Source organism: Arthrobacter sp. UM1 (assembly GCF_020483305.1).
Taxonomy (GTDB): Bacteria; Actinomycetota; Actinomycetes; order Actinomycetales; family Micrococcaceae; genus Falsarthrobacter.
The window spans coordinates 271,134-289,015 of record NZ_JACWAB010000001.1 but is presented as its reverse complement, the minus strand read 5'-3'; the positions used below and the strand labels follow the sequence as shown (position 1 = coordinate 289,015).

The following is a 17,882-nucleotide window of genomic DNA, read 5'->3' as shown; positions in this document are numbered from 1 at the left end:
CTTTGAGTCCTCGCACCGTCTCGGACAGGGAGGGCTGGTCCTCCGCCGTCTCAGGGAACTCGACGTCCGCCTTGGAGGTCCGATCGTTGACGGCCACCGCGTTCTCGTAGGCGCCGACAAGCTGACCCTCGGCCTGGCGCAGCTCTGGCTTCTCCGTGCCGCCTGTGGGCTCCACCTCCTGCTCTGCCGCGTACTCGCGGTGAGCCCGCTCGTAGTCCTCGAACGCCTTGCGGAGATTCGCGCTGGCCTGGGCGACCTTGCCCTGGGGGCTGAGCAGCGACGCGACGGTCGCGACGGCGATGATGCCGACGATCACGGCGAGGGACACGAAGGTGCCGATCTCGGGGGCCCACTCGATCGGGTGGCCGCCGTTGACGAACGGCAGCTCGTTCTCATGCATCGCGTGAAGGATGAGCTTCACGCCGATGAAGGCGAGGATGAGCGAGAGTCCGTGCTTGAGGTAGATGAGGCGCTCCATGAGCCCGCCGAGCAGGAAGTAGAGCTGGCGGAGGCCCATGAGCGCGAACAGGTTGGCCGTGAAGACGATGAACGCCGACTGCGTCAGGCCGAAGATGGCCGGGATCGAGTCGAAGGCGAACATGAGGTCGGTCAGGCCGATCGTCACGAACACCACGAGCATGGGTGTGAACACCGTCTTGCCGTTCACCCGGGTGCGGAGCTTTCCTCCGTCGAACTGCTCGCTCATGGGGAGCACCTTGCGCAGGCGGGCGATGAGCGGGTTCTCGCCCGCCTCGTCCTCGCCGTCATCCGTGGCCTGCTTGTAGGCGGTCCAGAGGAGGAACGCCCCGAAGATGTAGAAGACCCAGGACCACTGCTCGATGATGGCCGCTCCCGCGAGGATGAAGACCCCGCGGAGCACCAAGGCGATGATGATGCCCGCCATGAGCACTTCCTGCTGGTACTTCCGCGGCACCGAGAAGCGCGCCATGATGACGATGAAGACGAACAGGTTGTCCACGCTGAGGCTGTACTCGGTGATCCAGCCTGCGATGAACTGGGTCCCGTGCTCGTGTCCCGCGAAGACGTACATGAGGCCGGCGAAGACGAGCGCGAGGGCGACGTAGAAGCCGACCCAGAGGCCGGCCTCCTTCATCGAGGGCTCGTGCGGCCTCTTCACCACGAGGAGGAGGTCTGCGAGGAGGATAAGTCCGAGAACGGCGAAGGAGCCGATCTCGAACCAGAGAGGGAGCTGAAGCATGGGCGGAATGGCCTTCCGTGTGCGTGCGGGCGGTCAGCGGATCGCCCGGCAGGGCCGTACAAGGGCGCGACGTACCGGGGTCACCAGGTGCGCAAGTCTCTCCGGCAGCATCGGGGCTGCTCGCTGTGCCCGGCGCGGCCTTCCCGCTCAGTGCAGGTGCCGTGCGTGCTGACGTCCACAGCGCAAGTGGGATACTCCCCTACGTCTGCGTGCCATCCTAGCGGGCCTCCCCGGCCGGCACCTAAGCGTGTCCGGCGCTCTTCATCTGCCGCAGCTCCTTCTTGAGGTCCGCGAGCTCGTCCCTCAGCCGCGCCGCCAGCTCGAACTGGAGCTCCTCGGCCGCCTGGTTCATCTGGTCCGTGAGCTCCTGGATGAGCGAGACCAGGTCCTCGGCGCCACCGGTGGACAGCCCGTCCTGGCGGACCCGCGTGGCCGCATCCGAGCCCTTGGCCTTCTCCCGGTTGGCGCGCTGCTCGTCCGTGATCGTCGCGTTGAAGCCGCGCTTGCCCTTGCCGTAGTTGAACTGGCTGAGCAGAGAGTCCGTGTCCGCGTCCTCGCGCGCCAGCTGGTCCGTGATGTCCGCGATCCTCTTCTGCAGAGGCTTCGGGTCGATCCCGTGCTTCTTGTTGTGGGCAATCTGGATCTCGCGGCGGCGGTTGGTCTCGTCAATGGCGAACTGCATGGACGGGGTGACCGTGTCCGCATACATGTGGACCTGCCCGGACACGTTGCGGGCCGCGCGGCCGATGGTCTGGATGAGGCTGGTGGTGGAGCGGAGGAACCCCTCCTTGTCCGCGTCCAGGATGCTGACGAGCGAGACCTCGGGAAGGTCCAGGCCCTCGCGGAGAAGGTTGATGCCCACGAGGACGTCGAACGTCCCCAGGCGAAGCTCGCGCAGCAGCTCGACGCGCCGGAGGGTGTCCACGTCCGAGTGCAAGTACTCCACCTTGACCCCGTGGTCCAGGAGGTACTCCGTCAGGTCCTCCGCCATGCGCTTGGTCAGGGTGGTCACGAGGACGCGCTCGTCCTTCTCCGTGCGGACCTTGATCTGCTCCAGGAGGTCGTCGATCTGTCCCTTGGTGGGCTTGACCACCACCTCCGGGTCCACAAGGCCCGTGGGGCGGATGATCTGCTCCACGACCCCGTCACTCTGTCCCAGCTCGTACTTGCCCGGGGTCGCGGAGAGGTAGACCGTCTGGCCGATCCGCTCCAGGAACTCGTCCCACTTGAGCGGCCGGTTGTCCAGGGCGCTCGGCAGGCGGAAGCCGTGGTCCACGAGGGTGCGCTTGCGGGACGAGTCTCCCTCATACATGGCCCCGATCTGCGGGATGGTCACGTGGGACTCGTCCACCACGAGCATGAAGTCATCCGGGAAGTAGTCCAGGAGACAGTGCGGGGCGGTGCCGGGCCCGCGGCCGTCGATATGCCGCGAGTAGTTCTCGATGCCATTGCAGAAGCCCATCTGCTGCATCATCTCGAGGTCATACGTGGTGCGCATGCGAAGACGCTGGGCCTCCACGAGCTTGTTCTGCGACTCTAGCTCCTTGAGGCGCTCCGCCAGCTCGTCCTCGATGTCCTTGATGGCGCGCGCCATCCTCTCCGGCCCGGCCACATAGTGGGAGGCAGGGAAGACGTACATCTCCGTCTCCTCCCGGATCACGTCCCCGGTGAGCGGATGGAGGGTGTAAATGGCCTCGATCTCGTCCCCGAAGAACTCGACCCGGACGGCCATCTCCTCATACATGGGGATGATCTCCACCGTGTCACCGCGGACGCGGAACGTGCCGCGGTGGAAGTCCTGGTCATTGCGCGTGTACTGCATCTGGACGAAGCGCCGCAGCAGCTCGTCCCGATCCATCTCCTCGCCCTGCCTCAGGGTGACCATGCCGGAGACGTACTCCTCCGGCGTGCCGAGGCCGTAGATGCAGGAGACCGTGGCCACCACGACGACGTCCCGGCGGGTCAGCAGGGAGTTGGTGGCCGAGTGGCGCAGGCGCTCCACCTCCTCATTGACCGAGGAGTCCTTCTCGATGAAGGTGTCCGTCTGCGGGACGTAGGCCTCCGGCTGGTAGTAGTCGTAATACGAGACGAAGTACTCCACCGCGTTGTTGGGCAGCAGCTCCCGGAACTCGTTGGCGAGCTGCGCGGCGAGCGTCTTGTTCTGCACCATGACGAGCGTGGGCCGCTGGACCTTCTCGATGAGCCAGGCCGTGGTGGCGGACTTGCCCGTGCCCGTGGCGCCCATGAGCACGATGTCCTTCTCACCGTTCTCCAGACGCTCCGCGAGCTCGTTGATGGCCTGCGGCTGGTCACCGGCCGGCTCATACTGGCTGACGACCTCGAACGGGGCGACGACTCGATTGATCTTCTGTGCCAGGCTCATATCCTCAGACTACGCGGAGGGGTGGACACTCTAAGCAGACGGACTCAGCCGACGGAGAACACGAGCCTCGCAGACCGGCCACGCGACGCGCTCGAACCACGCCTCTTTGGCCTCCGCATAGCCCGCCGTGTCCACCTCCCCCGCGTGCTCCCGCGCCAGACGCCGCTTCTCCCGCCGGTACTCCTCGCGGAGCCGGCCGTCCTCGCACAGCGCGTCACGGAAAACCCGGGCGAACTCGAGCGACGCCGTCCCGCTCACCCTCACGTGGAGATTGACCGCCTGCCCCGGGTCGGCGTTCTGGTAGAAGGCCTTCCGCCAGTGCTCGGCCGAGAGGCCTCCGTGCGGGGTGTCGCCGACCACGTCCGGCCTGCGCACGAACCCTGCAGCCGCCAGCGGCTCGGCGAGCCGCTCGGCCGCGTCCCACGAGGGCGCCTCGAGCTGAAGGTCCACGACGTCCTTGGCCTCGAGCCCCGGAACCGCCGTGGAGCCGACGTGCTCGACCCCCGCAGCCAAGTCCCCGGCGTGCCACGCGATCCGCGCGCAGAGCCTCCGCCCGGTCCGCACCCAGTCCCTCTCCGCTGCCGGCACCAGCGCAGGGCCGCCGATCCGCTGTGCCGGCTCATCGTGCGTCACGTTCCGGGACAGCGCCCGCATCCGGTTCCACAGGGCGTCCGCCGTCGTCGTCAGCTCCTCCCGGCTCCCCGTGTTCTCGAGGACGGCGTCGGCGATCTCCTCGCGCTCGGACCGCGTTGCCTGGGCGGCGATCCGAGCAGCGGCGTCCTCCGCAGTCATTCCGCGGTCGCGGACCATGCGGGAGATCCGCGTCTCGTCGTCGGCCTCCACGGTAGCCGCGAACGCGAACTCGGGGCCGCGTCCCGTCTCGGCGAGGAGGGGGATGTCGTGGAGGATCACCTCGGCTCCCTGCGCGCGGGCCCGCTCCGTCTGCGCCACCGCCTCCTCCCGGATCGCGGGGTGCAGGATCCCGTTGAGCCTTTCCCGAGCCTCCGCGTCTCCGAAGACGCGGGCGCCGAGGGCCGGCCGGTCCAGCCTGCCCTCGGGCGTGAGGATCCCCTCCCCGAACGCCTCGACGACGGCGGCGAGCGCCGGCCGCCCCGGCTCGACGACGGTCCGCGCGATCACGTCCGCGTCGATGACGGCCGCTCCGCGCTCTGCGAGCCGCTCCGCGACGGTGGACTTGCCGGCCGCGATCCCGCCGGTCAGCGCGAAGAGGGGCACCGGGCGCACAGGCTTGCTCATGGTGCCCAGCCTAGACTGGACGCTATGCCTGACGCCGACGCCTATGCGGTCCTCGCGCGCCCGCTCGAGCGCGAGATCGAGATCAAGCGCTCCCGGTTCATCACCCTGCTCTCCCGTGCAGAGTCGGAGGAGGAGGCCCGCGCCTTCTTCGCGGACGTCCGCCGCCGCTTCCCCGACGCCCGCCACCACTGCACGGCCTTCGCGGCGGGCCCGGACCGCCGCGTCCAGCGCTCGAACGACGACGGCGAGCCCTCCGGCACGGCAGGCCGTCCCATGCTCGAGGCACTCACGCTCGCCGAGGTGACGCCCGTGGGACGCGACGCCGGGCTGCCCGTCTCCGACACGGCGGCCGTCGTCGTCCGCTACTTCGGCGGGGTCCTGCTCGGCGCCGGAGGCCTGACACGGGCCTATTCCTCCTCTGTCTCGGAGGCGGTGGCCGAGGCCAGGTGGACCGCCCGGAGGCGGATGGCCCTCTACGCCGTCGAGGCTCCGCACGCCGAAGCCGGCAGGATCGAGGCCGAGGTGCGCCGAGCCGGGTTCGCCGTCACCGGGACCGACTACGGCCGCGCCGTCACCCTTCACCTCGGTGACGCAGGCGACGCCTCGACGGACCTGGACGCGCTGCTCGCCTCCCTCTCCCACGGCGAGGTCACGGCGCGGGCAGAAGGCGAGGCGTGGATCGATGGCTGAGCCCCTTCGTCAGCACCCTCCCCGCGAAACCGCCGCCGAGCTCGCGGAGCTGTACGGCCGTCTTTCGCGCTGGCCCGACGTCGAGGCGGAGAACCTCGTGGCGGCCGACGCGGCCGACCGCCTCCTCGTGGACGCGGTGCTCGCGGCCCTCGCGGAGGAGAAGGACGCGCCGAGGATCGTGGTCTTCGGCGAGCGCTACGGCGCCATGGCGCTCGGACTCGCCGCGGCTCTGCGGACGCCGGACGAGGACGAGGCGGGACCAGCCGGGAGGCAGTCGGCAGGTCCGCACGGTCCGGGAGGCGGGCCCGTCCTCGTTGTGACGGACTCGCAGGTCCACCGGAGCGCGGTCTTCCAGAACGCCGCGCGGGAAGGCCTCGCCGAGCTCGTCGCCTTCGAGGACCTCGACGGGCTCGCGGCGGCGCTCTCCGGTGATCCGTTCCTCGCCGTGGGCGCAGTCCCCCGGGCGCATGCGGTGGCGGACGAGTGGGCTGACGCCGTGGCCCGCCTCCCCGGCTGTCGAGCGCTCGTGCTCGCCGGGATGGTCAAGCACCTCTCCCCCGGGCTCAACACCGCGCTGGCGGAGTCCTTCGAGGACGTCGCCGGGTCCCGCGCCCGCCAGAAGGCCCGGCTCGTGTGGTGCACCGGCCCGAGGCCGGGGCTGCCGCAGCTGAGCTTCGAGGAGCGGACCGTGCACACGCTGGATCGGGGCTTGCGTCTCACGGCGGTCGGCGTGCCGGGCGCGTTCGGCGCCTCGAGGATCGACCCGGGCACCCGCGTCCTGCTGCCGCTGCTGCGCGAGGAGCTCGCGTCCTCCACCCCGCCCCGCATCGTGGACCTCGGCTGCGGGAACGGAACCGTCAGCGCGTACGCGAAGCTCGTTGACCCCGAGGTGAGCGTCACCGCCACGGACGTCTCGCACGCGGCGATCCGCTCGACACGGCTCACTGCGGCCGCGAACGGGGTCGAGGTGAAGACGATGGCCGACGATGCCCTCTCCTCCTGGCTCGACGCGAGCGAGGACTTCATCGTCCTCAACCCGCCGTTCCACCTTGGCAACACGGTCACCGAGGACATCGCCGTCAAGCTCTTCGAGGCCGCGGCGAGGGTGCTCCGCCCCGGCGGGACGCTCCTCGCGGTGTGGAACCAGCCGCTCGCCTACTCGGGGCGGCTGCGGAGGATCGTGGGGCCCACGGAGCGGATCGGCGGCAACCGCAAGTTCCAGGTGACCCGCTCGATCAAGGCCTGACCGGCCGCACCAGCTCGGGGCTGTTGTTGCGGACGTTCCCCACGTCCGTGCCGACCTCGTGCATGCGCCAGCCGCTCGCGACGTCGAAGGCGCCGGCCACCGCTGTGTTGACGAGCGTCTCGGCGTCGTCGTTCTCCGGGTCCAGCCATTCGTCGAAGAAGGCCGGATCGAGCGGCACGGGAAGGCGGTCGTGGAGCCGGCCGAGCTCGCCCAGGACCCCGCCCTCGTCCGGGTCCGGCGAGGCCGCGGTCATGATGGTGCAAGAGAGCAGCCAGGGGGCGTCCTCGCCCGCGTCCTTGTCCCGCCACCACTCGTACAGCCCGGCGAAGGCGATCGTGGAGCCGTCCTCCGGGCTGATGTAGAAGGGGCGCTTCCGGCCCTTCGGCGTGTCCGGCTTGAGCCACTCGTAGTAGCCCTCGGCGAGGACCAGGCAGCGCTTGCGCTTCACCGCGCTGCGGAACGTCGGCTTCTCCCGGATGGTCTCGCTGCGGGCGTTGAACGCGCGGGATCCGAAGGACATGTCCTTGGCCCAGACCGGGACGAGCCCCCAGTGGGCCACCTCGAGCTCGCGGGGGCCCGTGCCGCCCTCGGGCCCCTGACCCGCCTTGCGCACGATCACAGGCACGTCGGCGGTCGGCGCCACGTTGTAGGACTCGCGGAGGATGATCTCCCCGCTGTGGGGATCCAGCTCGAACTCGGCGACGAGGTCCCCCGCCGCCTTGGCCATGACGAACCGTCCGCACATCTGAGCGCTCCTTCGCTGGGTGTTCTCCGGGGACCGGGCCGGAGGGCTGGAATTCGCCGCCCCCGCCCGTGGTTGAATCACAGTATGGCTGATCTTGCAGAATTCACGCCCGCTCCGGGCGAGGTCACGATGTTCACGACGAGCTGGTGCTCCTACTGCCGCAACCTCAAGCGGCAGATGGACAAGGCCGGCATCGGCTACCGCGAGGTGAACATCGAGGACACCCCCGGCACGGCCGAGCTCGTCGAGAGCGTCAACGACGGCAACCAGACCGTCCCCACGCTCGTGTTCTCCGACGGCTCGTCCGCCACGAACCCGTCTCTCGCAGAAGTCAAGGAAAGGGCAGGTGCTTAGACCATGGCCACGGAGACTCTCTGGACCGGTGAGGGCTCGACCCGCCTCGAACGGCTCGTGACCTCGGGCCCGTACGTCATCGACGGCGAGCAGATCGAGCTCGAGAACAACGTCTACCTGCTGGGCGACGACGACACGGTGATCGTCGTCGACGCCTCGCACGACGCGAACGCGATCGCCGAGGCGACCAAGGGCCGCACGGTGGCCGCGATCCTGCTGACGCACGGCCACCTCGACCACACGAACAGGGCCCCGCAGCTCGCGGACCTCGTGGACGCGCTCCCGCTCCTCCACAGCGAGGACGGGATGCTGTGGGAGAAGGACCACGGAACCGTCCGCGGCCACGCCCAGCCGGGCGGCGAGCTCAAGGACGGCGAGGAGTTCACGATCGCCGGCCTCCAGCTCAAGGTGCTGCACACCCCGGGCCACACGCCGGGGTCCGTGTGCCTCTACGCGCCGGCCGCGGGCTGGGTCCTCACCGGGGACACGCTCTTCCCGGGCGGTCCCGGAGCCACGGGCCGTCCGTTCTCCAGCTTCGAGAAGATCATCGACTCGATTGAGCACACACTCTTCGAGCTGCCCGAGGAGACGGCGGTGTACCCCGGCCACGGGGACTCGACGACGATCGGCGCGGAGAAGCCGAGCCTCGACGAGTGGAAGGAGCGCGGCCACTAGGACGCGCTGCCCGCTCAGTCCCCGTGAGCCGCCGGCGCCCTGCCGCGTTCTCGAGCCCGCGCGGGACTGGGCTGCCTCAGCCGAGCCCCTGCAGGGTGTACGCCTCGGCGTACTCCCCCAACAGGGCCCGGGTGAAGCTCTCCACGGTGACGCCCGGGACGCCGGAGTCCTCCGCGGCCCCTGCCGTGGAGGGGTCCATCTCGATCCCCATCGCCTCGTAGACGTCCGTGAGGACCTGCCGGATCGGCTCCGAGTCCTCGACGACGACGACGGACGAGAAGAACCACGCCCCCTGGACCACGCGCTGCGCGGTGCCCACGAGCTTGATCGGCGTCCCGTCCGCGGCCTCTCCGCGGACCGAGTGCTCGCCGGGGCAGTACTCCCCCGGGATCTCGCCGATTCTGGTCTCCAGGCCGAGGCGGCGGAAGACGCGGACGAACAGCTCCCCGAACTCCGTGAAGCGGGCCTTGTGGCGCAGCATGGCGTCCGGCTCCGCCGCGACATGGTCCACGATGAGGGTGCCGCGGTGGTACGCGGCGGCGCGCCCTCCGGCCTTGCGGATGACCGGCTCGAACCCGTGGACGCGGCTGGCCTCCTCGGCGGCCGCGAACCCCGGCAGGCGGGTGTCCCTCTGGCCGAAGGCGAGGGTCGGCACGGGCCGGTAGAGGCGCAGCGTCGTCGGGCCCCCGTCCGCCTGCACGGACCGCAGGAGGGAGATGCCTCCGGCGAGGTCCTCCGCCGCTCCGAGGGACTCGGCGGGCTGGAGGACGCGCAGGCTGGGAAGAGGCATAGACCAAGGCTACCGACGGCCATAATGGAAGGCGTGCCATTTCCAGTTGTGTTGATCGGCGGCGCCTCCGGCTCAGGCAAGTCCTACCTGGCCCGGACCTACGGCCGTCCCCACGTCGAGCTCGACCACTTCTACCGGGAGGGCTCCGAGCACACGCCGGAGAGCCCGCTGCCCGTCACGGACTACGGGGAGATCGACTGGGACCATCCCGGCACCTGGAACGCGGACGCGGCGGCGGACATGCTCGCCCAGCTCGCCGAGACGGGGCACGCCCACCTGCCGCTCTACTCGATCTCGAAGAGCGCGTACATCGGCGCCCAGGAGCTCGGCTGCACGGACGGCCCGATCATCGCCGAGGGCCTCTTCTCCTCCGAGATCCTCGGCGCGCTCCGGGAGCGCGGGGTCGAGGTCTCCGCGTACTACATCGTGGAGCCGGCGGCGTGGACGGCGCTCGCCCGGTTCGTCCGGGACGTCCGCGAGGCCCGCAAGCCGCTCGGATTCCTCCTCAAGCGCGGCTGGAGCCTCTACAAGGCGGACGCGGCCATCCGCGCCCGCTACGCGGACGCAGGCTTCGAGCTCGTGCCGAAGTCCCGGCTCAAGCGCCGACTCGCCGGACGGTGAGCGTCTGCTCCAGATGGCCGACGACGCCGGTCGCGTCATGGACCACCGAGCTCGTCAGCCCGACCCCGTCCGCGCCGAAGGAGACGCGGGTGTCCAGGCCCTTCCACTCCCCCTCCGGTGCGCGGAGCAGGTGCACCTGCAGGTCCACGTTGGGGAAGGCGTAGCCGCCGCCCATCGGCTTGGTGCGCGTGACCATCCCGTTCGCGGCATCGAGGTCACGAATGAACTCGCCGAACGGCGCCTCCTCTGCCTCGACGAGCGGGAAGCTCGAGGAGACCCACGTCTGGCCGCGTCCCGGGCGGGCGTCCGGATGCTGGCGGAGCCGCAGCTGCGCGATGTATCCGCCGGGCCAGACCGCCGAGCCGTCCATCTCGCGGCAGTCCTCGAGGGCGGGCATCGCCTCGTCTTCCAGGCCGGCCGCCTCGGAGGTGTCGCTCGTGACGAGCAGCCAGGCGCGCGCCCGGATGCAGGGACGCCCGTCCGCGCCGATCATCTCGGCCCGGACCAGCTGGATGGTGCGGCCGGGACGCTCCACGGCGAGCTCCACCGTGACGTCCCCGCCGGGGATGAGGCCGAGGATGTCGTAGCTGATGCGGGCGATGCGCAGGCCCTGCTCCTGGGCGTCCCGCGTGAAGCGGTCGATCTCGTGGGCGAGCAGGCCCGAGGCCGGGCCCATGTGCTGCTCGTGCTCGTTCCAGGCGCCCTGGGCGCGGACGGTCGAGCGGAAGGTTGAGCGGGCGTCCTCCTGGGCCGTCCTCACGTACATCGCCCCGGCGGCCTCGCCGCCCGTCGTCGTCCCTGTGTTCTCTGCCGCCACGGCGCCTCGCTTCTCTCTCAATCTTGACCCGGGAAGCTCACAGTCTGAAACGGAGCCCCCTCGGCATGCCACACACGATAGCCTTGTCACCAGCCCGGTGTGACCCCGGCGACACGGCTTGAGCCCGCTCAGGCGCGTCGTGCCGCGGAAGCGCGGGGCCGAGACTGTACCCAAGACGGTTCGGAGTCCTATCCCCATGCATGAAGTGTCAGCGGTCGTCGTCCACGGAAAGGGCGAGCCAGCCACGGTCGAGACGATCCTGGTGCCCTCCCCGGGCCCCGGCGAGGTGCTCGTCGACGTCAAGACCTGCGGCGTCTGCCAGACCGACGCCCACTACCAGGCCGGCGGCGTCGGGGACGACTACCCATACCTGCTCGGCCACGAGGCGTCCGGCGTCGTCGCGGAGATCGGCGAGGGCGTGACCAACGTGGAGGTCGGCGACACGGTGGTGCTCAACTGGCGCGCCGTCTGCGGCGAGTGCCGCGCCTGCGCCAAGGGGCAGCCGTGGTACTGCTTCGACACGCACAACGCCGAGCAGAAGATGACCCTCAAGGACGGCACGGAGCTCGAGCCCGCGCTCGGCATCGGCGCGTTCGCGGAGAAGACGCTCGTGGCCGCGGGCCAGTGCACCAAGCTGGAGCACGCCCTCGACGAGAAGCAGCTCGCCGCCGTGGGCCTCCTCGGCTGCGGCGTCATGGCAGGCATCGGCGCGGTCCTCAACACCGCGGCCGTGCAGCGCGGCGAGTCCGTGGCCGTCATCGGCTGCGGCGGCGTCGGCACAGCCGCCGTCACCGGGGCTCAGCTCGCGGGCGCGACGACGATCATCGCCGTCGACGTCGACGACGACAAGCTCGAGACCGCCCGCTCGCTCGGCGCCACGCACACCGTCAACGCCAAGCAGGTCGACGACGTCGTCGAGGAGATCCGTTCCCTGACCGGGGGGTTCGGCGCGGACGCCGTCATCGACGCCGTGGGCGTCAAGGAGACCTTCCAGCAGGCGTTCTACGCCCGCGACCTCGCCGGCCGGCTCGTCATGGTCGGCGTCCCCGATCCCGGGACCAGCTGGGACATCCCGCTCGACGAGGTCTTCGGCCGCGGCGGCGCGATCAAGTCCGCCTGGTACGGCGACACCCTCCCGAGCAGGGACTTCCCCATGCTCGTCAACCAGTACCTGCTCGGCCGGCTGGATCTCGACGCGTTCGTCTCCGAGCGCATCGGCATCCAGGACGTCGAGCCGGCCTTCGAGAAAATGCGCCAGGGCAAGGTCCTGCGCTCAGTTGTGGAGATCTGATGACCACTGAACCCACGCCCGCAGGGCACCCCGGCCCGGGCGGCTCTCGCGCTGCCGGGAGCAGCTCGGCCGTCCCCCGGACGGCGCCGGAGAAGACCGCACCGGGGCAGGCCCCTGCGGAGGAGATCCCCGCCGAGGAGACCGGGCAAGAGCACCTCAAGCGAGGGCTGTCCAGCCGGCACATGCAGATGATCGCGATCGGCGGAGCCATCGGAACCGGCCTGTTCGTGGCCTCCGGCGGCTCGATCGCCGAGGCCGGCCCGGGCGGCGCGCTCGCGGCCTACGCGCTCATCGGCGTCATGGTGCTGCTCATGATGCAGTCCCTCGGCGAGATGGCGTCCTTCCTGCCGGCGGCCGGCTCGTTCCAGACCTACGGCCAGCGGTTCGTGAGCCCGTCCTTCGGGTTCGCGCTCGGCTGGAACTACTGGTTCAACTGGGCCATCACCGTGGCCGCGGAGCTCGTGGCGGCAGGACTCGTCATGGGGTACTGGCTGCCCGACGTGCCCGGTTGGGTCTGGGCGGCTGTGTTCCTCGTGCTGCTGACGGGACTCAACGCGCTCTCGGCGAAGGCGTTCGGCGAGGGCGAGTTCTGGTTCGCGGCCATCAAGGTCATCGCGGTCATCGCGTTCCTCATCTGCGGCGTGCTCATGATCTTCGGGATCATGGGCGGAACGTCGCCGGGGTTCAAGAACTGGACCGAGGGCGAGGCGCCGTTCAAGGGCGGACTGCTCGGGGTGTTCAGCATCTTCCTCATCGCGGGCTTCTCCTTCCAGGGCACGGAGCTCGTGGGCGTGGCGGCCGGTGAGGCCAAGGACCCGGGCAAGAACGTCCCGAAGGCCATCCGCACCGTGTTCTGGCGCATCATGATCTTCTACATCGGCGCTATCACGGTCATCGGCTTCCTCATCCCGTACACGCACCCGAACCTGCTCAAGAACGACGACACGGACATCGCCTTCTCCCCGTTCACCATGGTGTTCCAGAACGCGGGCATCGCGTTCGCGGCGGCGCTCATGAACGCGGTCATCCTGACCTCGATCCTCTCGGCCGGCAACTCGGGCCTCTACGCCTCGACCCGCATGCTCTACGGCATGGCGGTGTCCGGGACCGCGCCGAAGGTCTTCGCCAAGGTGAGCCGACGCGGCGTTCCCATCCCGGCGCTCATGGCGACGGCGAGCGTGGGGCTCTTCGGGTTCCTCTCGAGCCTCATCGGCCAGGGCAAGGCGTACGAGTGGCTGCTCAACGTCTCAGCGCTGGCAGGGTTCATCGTCTGGCTGGGCATCTCGGTGTGCCACTACCGGTTCAGAAAGGCGTTCGTGCTCCAAGGCCGCTCCCTGGACGAGCTGCCGTACAAGGCGCCGTTCTATCCGGTGGGACCGATCCTCGCGTTCCTCACCTGCGTGATCATCATCATCGGCCAGGGGTACACGGCTGTCGGCGAGGGCGACCTCCTCGCCGTCCTCTCCGCGTACATCGGCATTCCGGCGTTCCTGCTGCTCTGGCTGGGGCACCGCCTCGTGACCAGGTCACGAGTCGTCCCGCTCAAGGAGATGGACCTGGACTCGCGGATCTCTGCACCGGTGGACCTGACCTGACGAGCTCCGCTCTGTGACCGTGCGGCCCGGCTGATTCAGCCGGGCCGTTCGTCTGCCGGGCAGCGCGCGAGTCGCCTTTGCGCCAACGTGCCGTGCCCCAGTCGGACTTGCGCCGACGTCCAGTGCGTCAGCCGCGGAGTTCGGCGTCGTCTCCGGGAAGCCTCTCCTCTGCCAGAGGGATGCGCATGATCGCGTCGTTCCAGTCCGTCGGCCCGTCCGGCTCCGACGGGTTCCCGGTCTCCAGGTGGCCCATCGCGTCCACCTCGCGCACGAGCTCGAACCACGCGAGCGGAGCGACCTTCCGCTCCACCTCCGCCAGGGCGAGCACCGGCCGGGTCGCGGGCAGCCCCTTGATCCAGACGAGGCTCTCCTCGCGGATGTCCGTGCGCCTCTCAAGCGAGATCCATTCGGGAAGCCGCCGCCGGACTCTCCGCTGTGTTCCCACGCTGACGGGATTCCGCATGAAGTCGAACGGCCGCCGCCCGAAGGCGCCGACGCCGAGCAGCGTCATCACCGCCGTCCCGCTCAGGTAAGCTCCCGGTCCGCACAGCGCCACCGCCGCCGCAAGCCAGGTCTCCGGCAGCGTCTGCGGCACCTCCTTGTGCAAGTACACCCCTTGCCCGAGTGCCTCCAGCGCACCCCGCGACGCCAGTTTCCTGACCTCCACAGCCGGGATGTCCGCCTCTGCCGCCATGGCCACGGTCACCACGCCGTAGTTGTCCTCCGCCATGGTCCGCAAGACCTTCCGAGCGGTGATCCGCTTCGTGAGGTCAGCGCTCTCTGGCTCCCGGTCCCTCATTTCCCCAGCGCTCCCGCTCTCTGCCGGCTCTCCGCCCGCTCAACCGGTCTCCCCGGACTCCTGCCGCCGGGGAGACCAGACTCTTTTTGACTTTGTGGCAAAAGCGTACCATTTCTGGTACGGAATTGACACATCTTCGCATGGGATCCCCACTACCGTCCGCGGTCCGCTGCGGCTGTGTCCTGCTCGAGGCCGCCCCGAGTCCTCAGAGCAGCACCGCTTCGCTCGGAGCTTGAGAGGGCCGCAGTCCGTCACCCAGGTAGTTGCCGCCGCCCAGACAGTCTCCGGCACCCAGAGAGTCGCCGCCCCGAGCTCCTGCCCCCCCCCCCCCAAAAAAAAAGACAGCCAGGCGAGGTCCGAAGTGGAGTCTCATGTGGTGTTGATGGCAAAGACGTACCAGTTTTGGTACTCGTTTGACGGAAGACGTCAAAGAAACTGCCCTCCCCCGTCTCCCTTGCGCGGCAAGGCGGAGGGATCCTGCCGAGAGAAGAAGCGACGGCCCGAGAGAAGGAGCGAACGCCCAGAGGAGGGTACCCGGTCAGAGAACGACGACGGCCCCCGCCGGGCGCTGGGCTGGGCGGGGGCCGTCCTCGTCGTTCGGGGAGGAGGGAGCCTCCGGGGAAGTGGAAGCTAGAAGTCCCAGTCCTCGTCTTCGGTGGTGACGGCCTTGCCGATGACGTAGCTCGAGCCGGAGCCGGAGAAGAAGTCGTGGTTCTCGTCGGCGTTCGGGGAGAGCGCGGAGAGGATGGCCGGGTTCACGTCGGTCACGGAGGACGGGAACATGCCCTCGTAGCCGAGGTTCATGAGCGCCTTGTTCGCGTTGTAGTGCAGGAACTTCTTGACGTCCTCGGAGAGGCCGACGCCGTCGTAGAGATCGTGCGTGTACTGGACCTCGTTCTCGTAGAGCTCGAAGAGCAGCTCGAAAGTGTAGTCCTTGATCTCCTGCTTGCGCTCCTCCGAGGCGCCCTCAAGGCCCTTCTGGAACTTGTAGCCGATGTAGTAGCCGTGGACGGCCTCGTCGCGGATGATGAGGCGGATCATGTCCGCGGTGTTCGTGAGCTTGGCGCGGGAGGACCAGTACATCGGGAGGTAGAAGCCCGAGTAGAAGAGGAAGCTCTCGAGGAGCGTGGAGGCCACCTTCTTCTTGAGGGGGTCTTCGCCGTGGTAGTAGTCCATGACGATCTTGGCCTTGCGCTGCAGGTTCTCGTTCTCACGGGACCAGCGGAAGGCGTCGTCGATCTCCCGGGTGGAGCAGAGCGTGGAGAAGATCGAGGAGTAGGACTTCGCATGCACCGACTCCATGAAGGCGATATTGGTGTAGACCGCCTCCTCATGATGCGTGAGTGCGTCCGGGATGAGCGAGACTGCGCCGACCGTGCCCTGGATGGTGTCGAGCAGCGTGAGGCCCGTGAAGACGCGCATGGTCAGCTGCTGCTCCTCGGGCGTCAGCGTGGCCCACGACTGCACGTCGTTGGACACCGGAACCTTCTCGGGGAGCCAGAAGTTGTTGACGAGGCGGTTCCACACCTCGACATCCTTCTCATCCGTGATGCGGTTCCAGTTGATGGCTTCGACGTGGGACAGGAGGTGGTCGCTCATGGGCACCAATCTACCGCTCCGAGCCGTCAGAATCCCGTGTCCGGCGACGAGGCCTCGTCATCGCGTTGCTGTCGCCCCGGCGGCGACACCACAGCCTGAGGGCAGCACTCCCCCGCCACCGCGAGGAAGCCGTCAACGTCCGGGCAGGAAATGCTGTACTCGGCCCTGTTCGTCCGGACCACGATTCGCGGTCCGCCGATGTCGTTGAGCGTGCGCGTGCTCTTGAAAACATGGGCCAGCACACAGAGAAACGCCGGGACGCGCGGCGGCCGCCGTCGTCTTCCGCGGATGGAGACGACGTCCTCCCAGCGGATCGAAACCGAGCGGAACGGCACGCCGCGGACCCGGATCCCCTCGGGAGTGCAGGTCACGCGCACCGTCGGCGTCGCCATCGGAATCAGGACGAGACCGGCCGCCACCATCAGCGCGGAGAAGAACAACAGCGGCCCCCTTGGAATGCCGGGCTTGGCCAGCGCCGGGATGGACAGAGCCAGACCAAGAAACGCCGCTGCAAGCACCACCCGGCTGGTGCGGTGCAGGTACCGGCGAGCTGCGGTCTCGAAGACGGGAGCGGAGCCGGACTCGGCCTGCCGCGCCGCCACTCCCCGGCTCATGCCGTCTCTCCCGAGCGCTCACCGCTGCCACGGCCTTTCCGCATGCGCTCTGCGGCGGCGACAACGGCGGACGGATCGTCGGCGCTGGCGTAATGAGCGCGTCCCGCCGAGACGACTTCCACGGCGGGTCCGCCGAGATACGACCCGTTCGAGGCCCGCAACCAGCCGAGGCGCGTGAGGTCCGAGGGGAGCTCTGCAACGGGCACGGCCCGCATCGACTCGACCTCGGCCCAGCGGAAGGCCCGCACACGGCTCATCCGCGAGCCGTCCTGGTCTTGACCGCCGCGGCTCACGAGCCTGATCCCCCGCGGGCTGAGTGTGATGACGGAGATGCGCGTCGCGAACACCCGCACCACGGCGTAGACGCCGAGCACCACGGCGAACACCGGAATCAGCACGGCCTTGGGCCCCACGCCGAGGAGCATCAGTAGGACGAGCACGGCTCCGCAGGCCACCAGCCCCCACTCGAGGCCGTACAGCGGCAGTCCCCAGAGGCGCGTGGGCGTGCTCGCCTCGAACGCGTCTGCGCCCTCGCCCCTCTCCAGCTCCGAAGCGCCGAGCGGCGATTCTCGCGGCGGGGCCTCCGCACAGGCCGTCCCGACGAGGTACGACGCCGCAACGCCCCGGCGCCGAGCGTCCGTCGTCGCGCGATCATCAGCGCTCATCGGCACGCTCGGAAGCCGACCGCGGACCACCCCCGCCACGGCGTCCGGGTCAGGACAGGACACGGTGTAGACGCGCTCGTCCGTGGCGACCATGACGGCGGGGCCGCCGATGTCCAGCACCGTCTCCGGCGGGCGGGACTCGCGCACGAACGCGTACAGGAACGCGGGGACGCGGGGCACGGGCGCGTCTGAACGGGTTCGGACCCCGGTGATGTCCTCCCACGGAACGTGCTCCTCCTGGAACACCCGCCCGCGCAGCACAAGACCGGCGGGCGCGGCCTGAACCCGGACGGTCGGAACGGCGAATCCCGCGAGGAAGGCTCCGCACAACAGGGCAATGACAGAGAAGGGGATCATCGCGGCGTTGAACCCGGACCCCGGGCCCGTGAACAGCATCGCGACGGCGAGCGCGAGCGCTCCCGCGGCGAGCACCACCCGGCTCGTGCGATGCCACGCGCGGTGTGCGGTCCAGGTCTGGGTCGGAGACCAGTCGTCATGCTGCTGAGTCATGGGGTGTCGCTG

Annotated in this window: 16 protein-coding genes and 1 pseudogene; 7 read left to right on the top strand and 10 right to left on the bottom strand. The window is 69.3% G+C overall.

What is annotated here, in order from left to right; all coding sequences use genetic code 11:
• Positions 1–199: 199 nt before the first annotated feature.
• From H9I38_RS01380 to coaE, 3 genes and pseudogenes are all read right to left on the bottom strand, one after another.
• Positions 200–1,219 (bottom strand): annotated as a pseudogene (locus H9I38_RS01380) (TerC family protein); the annotation flags it as partial.
• A gap of 241 nt (positions 1,220–1,460) precedes the next feature.
• Entirely contained in the window at positions 1,461–3,602 is a 2,142-nt protein-coding gene (gene uvrB / locus H9I38_RS01375) for an excinuclease ABC subunit UvrB (RefSeq protein ID WP_226336833.1), read from the bottom strand.
• A gap of 30 nt (positions 3,603–3,632) precedes the next feature.
• Positions 3,633–4,859: a dephospho-CoA kinase gene (gene coaE / locus H9I38_RS01370; protein ID WP_226336832.1), complete on the bottom strand. Its 1,227-nt coding sequence runs from the start codon at positions 4,857–4,859 to the stop codon at positions 3,633–3,635.
• A gap of 24 nt (positions 4,860–4,883) precedes the next feature.
• Here coaE and H9I38_RS01365 point away from each other — a divergent pair, with 24 nt between their 5' ends.
• Both H9I38_RS01365 and H9I38_RS01360 read left to right on the top strand, forming a co-directional pair.
• Positions 4,884–5,549 (top strand): IMPACT family protein, encoded by a 666-nt coding sequence (locus tag H9I38_RS01365; protein ID WP_226336831.1) that lies wholly within the window; start codon positions 4,884–4,886, stop codon positions 5,547–5,549.
• Positions 5,542–6,795: a class I SAM-dependent methyltransferase gene (locus H9I38_RS01360; RefSeq protein ID WP_226336830.1), complete on the top strand. Its 1,254-nt coding sequence runs from the start codon at positions 5,542–5,544 to the stop codon at positions 6,793–6,795. The genes H9I38_RS01365 and H9I38_RS01360 overlap by 8 nt, the downstream gene beginning before the upstream one ends.
• On the opposite strand, the gene H9I38_RS01355 is transcribed toward H9I38_RS01360, so the two are convergent.
• Positions 6,785–7,540, bottom strand: a complete 756-nt coding sequence (locus tag H9I38_RS01355; protein ID WP_226336829.1) for an SOS response-associated peptidase — start codon at positions 7,538–7,540, stop codon at positions 6,785–6,787. The genes H9I38_RS01360 and H9I38_RS01355 overlap by 11 nt on opposite strands.
• A gap of 84 nt (positions 7,541–7,624) precedes the next feature.
• Between H9I38_RS01355 and H9I38_RS01350 the strand changes: the two genes are divergently transcribed.
• Positions 7,625–7,894 carry a mycoredoxin gene (locus H9I38_RS01350; RefSeq protein ID WP_226336828.1) on the top strand — a complete coding sequence of 90 codons (270 nt, stop codon included), beginning with the start codon at positions 7,625–7,627 and terminating at the stop codon, positions 7,892–7,894.
• 3 nt (positions 7,895–7,897) lie between these two features.
• Complete coding sequence (locus H9I38_RS01345; protein ID WP_226336827.1) at positions 7,898–8,569, top strand: MBL fold metallo-hydrolase; 672 nt, start codon at positions 7,898–7,900, stop codon at positions 8,567–8,569.
• Between the two features lie 76 nt (positions 8,570–8,645).
• Here H9I38_RS01345 and H9I38_RS01340 read toward each other — a convergent pair whose 3' ends face one another.
• Positions 8,646–9,359, bottom strand: a complete 714-nt coding sequence (locus H9I38_RS01340; protein ID WP_226336826.1) for a biotin/lipoate A/B protein ligase family protein — start codon at positions 9,357–9,359, stop codon at positions 8,646–8,648.
• A 24-nt stretch (positions 9,360–9,383) separates the two neighbouring features.
• Between H9I38_RS01340 and H9I38_RS01335 the strand changes: the two genes are divergently transcribed.
• On the top strand, positions 9,384–9,980 hold the full coding sequence (locus tag H9I38_RS01335) for a uridine kinase (RefSeq protein ID WP_413463497.1): 597 nt from the start codon (positions 9,384–9,386) through the stop codon (positions 9,978–9,980).
• On the opposite strand, the gene H9I38_RS01330 is transcribed toward H9I38_RS01335, so the two are convergent.
• Complete coding sequence (locus tag H9I38_RS01330) at positions 9,955–10,797, bottom strand: thioesterase family protein (protein ID WP_226336824.1); 843 nt, start codon at positions 10,795–10,797, stop codon at positions 9,955–9,957. The two genes, H9I38_RS01335 and H9I38_RS01330, sit on opposite strands and share 26 nt — an antisense overlap.
• A 196-nt stretch (positions 10,798–10,993) precedes the next feature.
• Between H9I38_RS01330 and H9I38_RS01325 the strand changes: the two genes are divergently transcribed.
• Positions 10,994–12,088: an S-(hydroxymethyl)mycothiol dehydrogenase gene (locus H9I38_RS01325; RefSeq protein WP_226336823.1), complete on the top strand. Its 1,095-nt coding sequence runs from the start codon at positions 10,994–10,996 to the stop codon at positions 12,086–12,088.
• Positions 12,088–13,683 (top strand): amino acid permease, encoded by a 1,596-nt coding sequence (locus H9I38_RS01320; RefSeq protein ID WP_413463496.1) that lies wholly within the window; start codon positions 12,088–12,090, stop codon positions 13,681–13,683. The genes H9I38_RS01325 and H9I38_RS01320 overlap by 1 nt, the downstream gene beginning before the upstream one ends.
• A gap of 127 nt (positions 13,684–13,810) precedes the next feature.
• Here the strand turns inward: H9I38_RS01320 and H9I38_RS01315 are convergent, their stop codons facing one another.
• The 4 genes from H9I38_RS01315 to H9I38_RS01300 form a co-directional block, all read right to left on the bottom strand.
• Entirely contained in the window at positions 13,811–14,482 is a 672-nt protein-coding gene (locus tag H9I38_RS01315; protein ID WP_226336822.1) for a type IV toxin-antitoxin system AbiEi family antitoxin domain-containing protein, read from the bottom strand.
• Positions 14,483–15,112: 630 nt separating this feature from the next.
• The gene (gene nrdF / locus H9I38_RS01310) at positions 15,113–16,081 is read right to left on the bottom strand and encodes a class 1b ribonucleoside-diphosphate reductase subunit beta (protein WP_226336821.1); all 969 of its coding nucleotides are present in this window, start codon (positions 16,079–16,081) and stop codon (positions 15,113–15,115) included.
• A 26-nt stretch (positions 16,082–16,107) separates the two neighbouring features.
• Positions 16,108–16,683 carry a PH domain-containing protein gene (locus H9I38_RS10880; protein WP_226336820.1) on the bottom strand — a complete coding sequence of 192 codons (576 nt, stop codon included), beginning with the start codon at positions 16,681–16,683 and terminating at the stop codon, positions 16,108–16,110.
• Between the two features lie 8 nt (positions 16,684–16,691).
• Positions 16,692–17,870 (bottom strand): PH domain-containing protein, encoded by a 1,179-nt coding sequence (locus tag H9I38_RS01300; RefSeq protein WP_226336819.1) that lies wholly within the window; start codon positions 17,868–17,870, stop codon positions 16,692–16,694.
• Between the last annotated feature and the right edge of the window lie 12 nt (positions 17,871–17,882).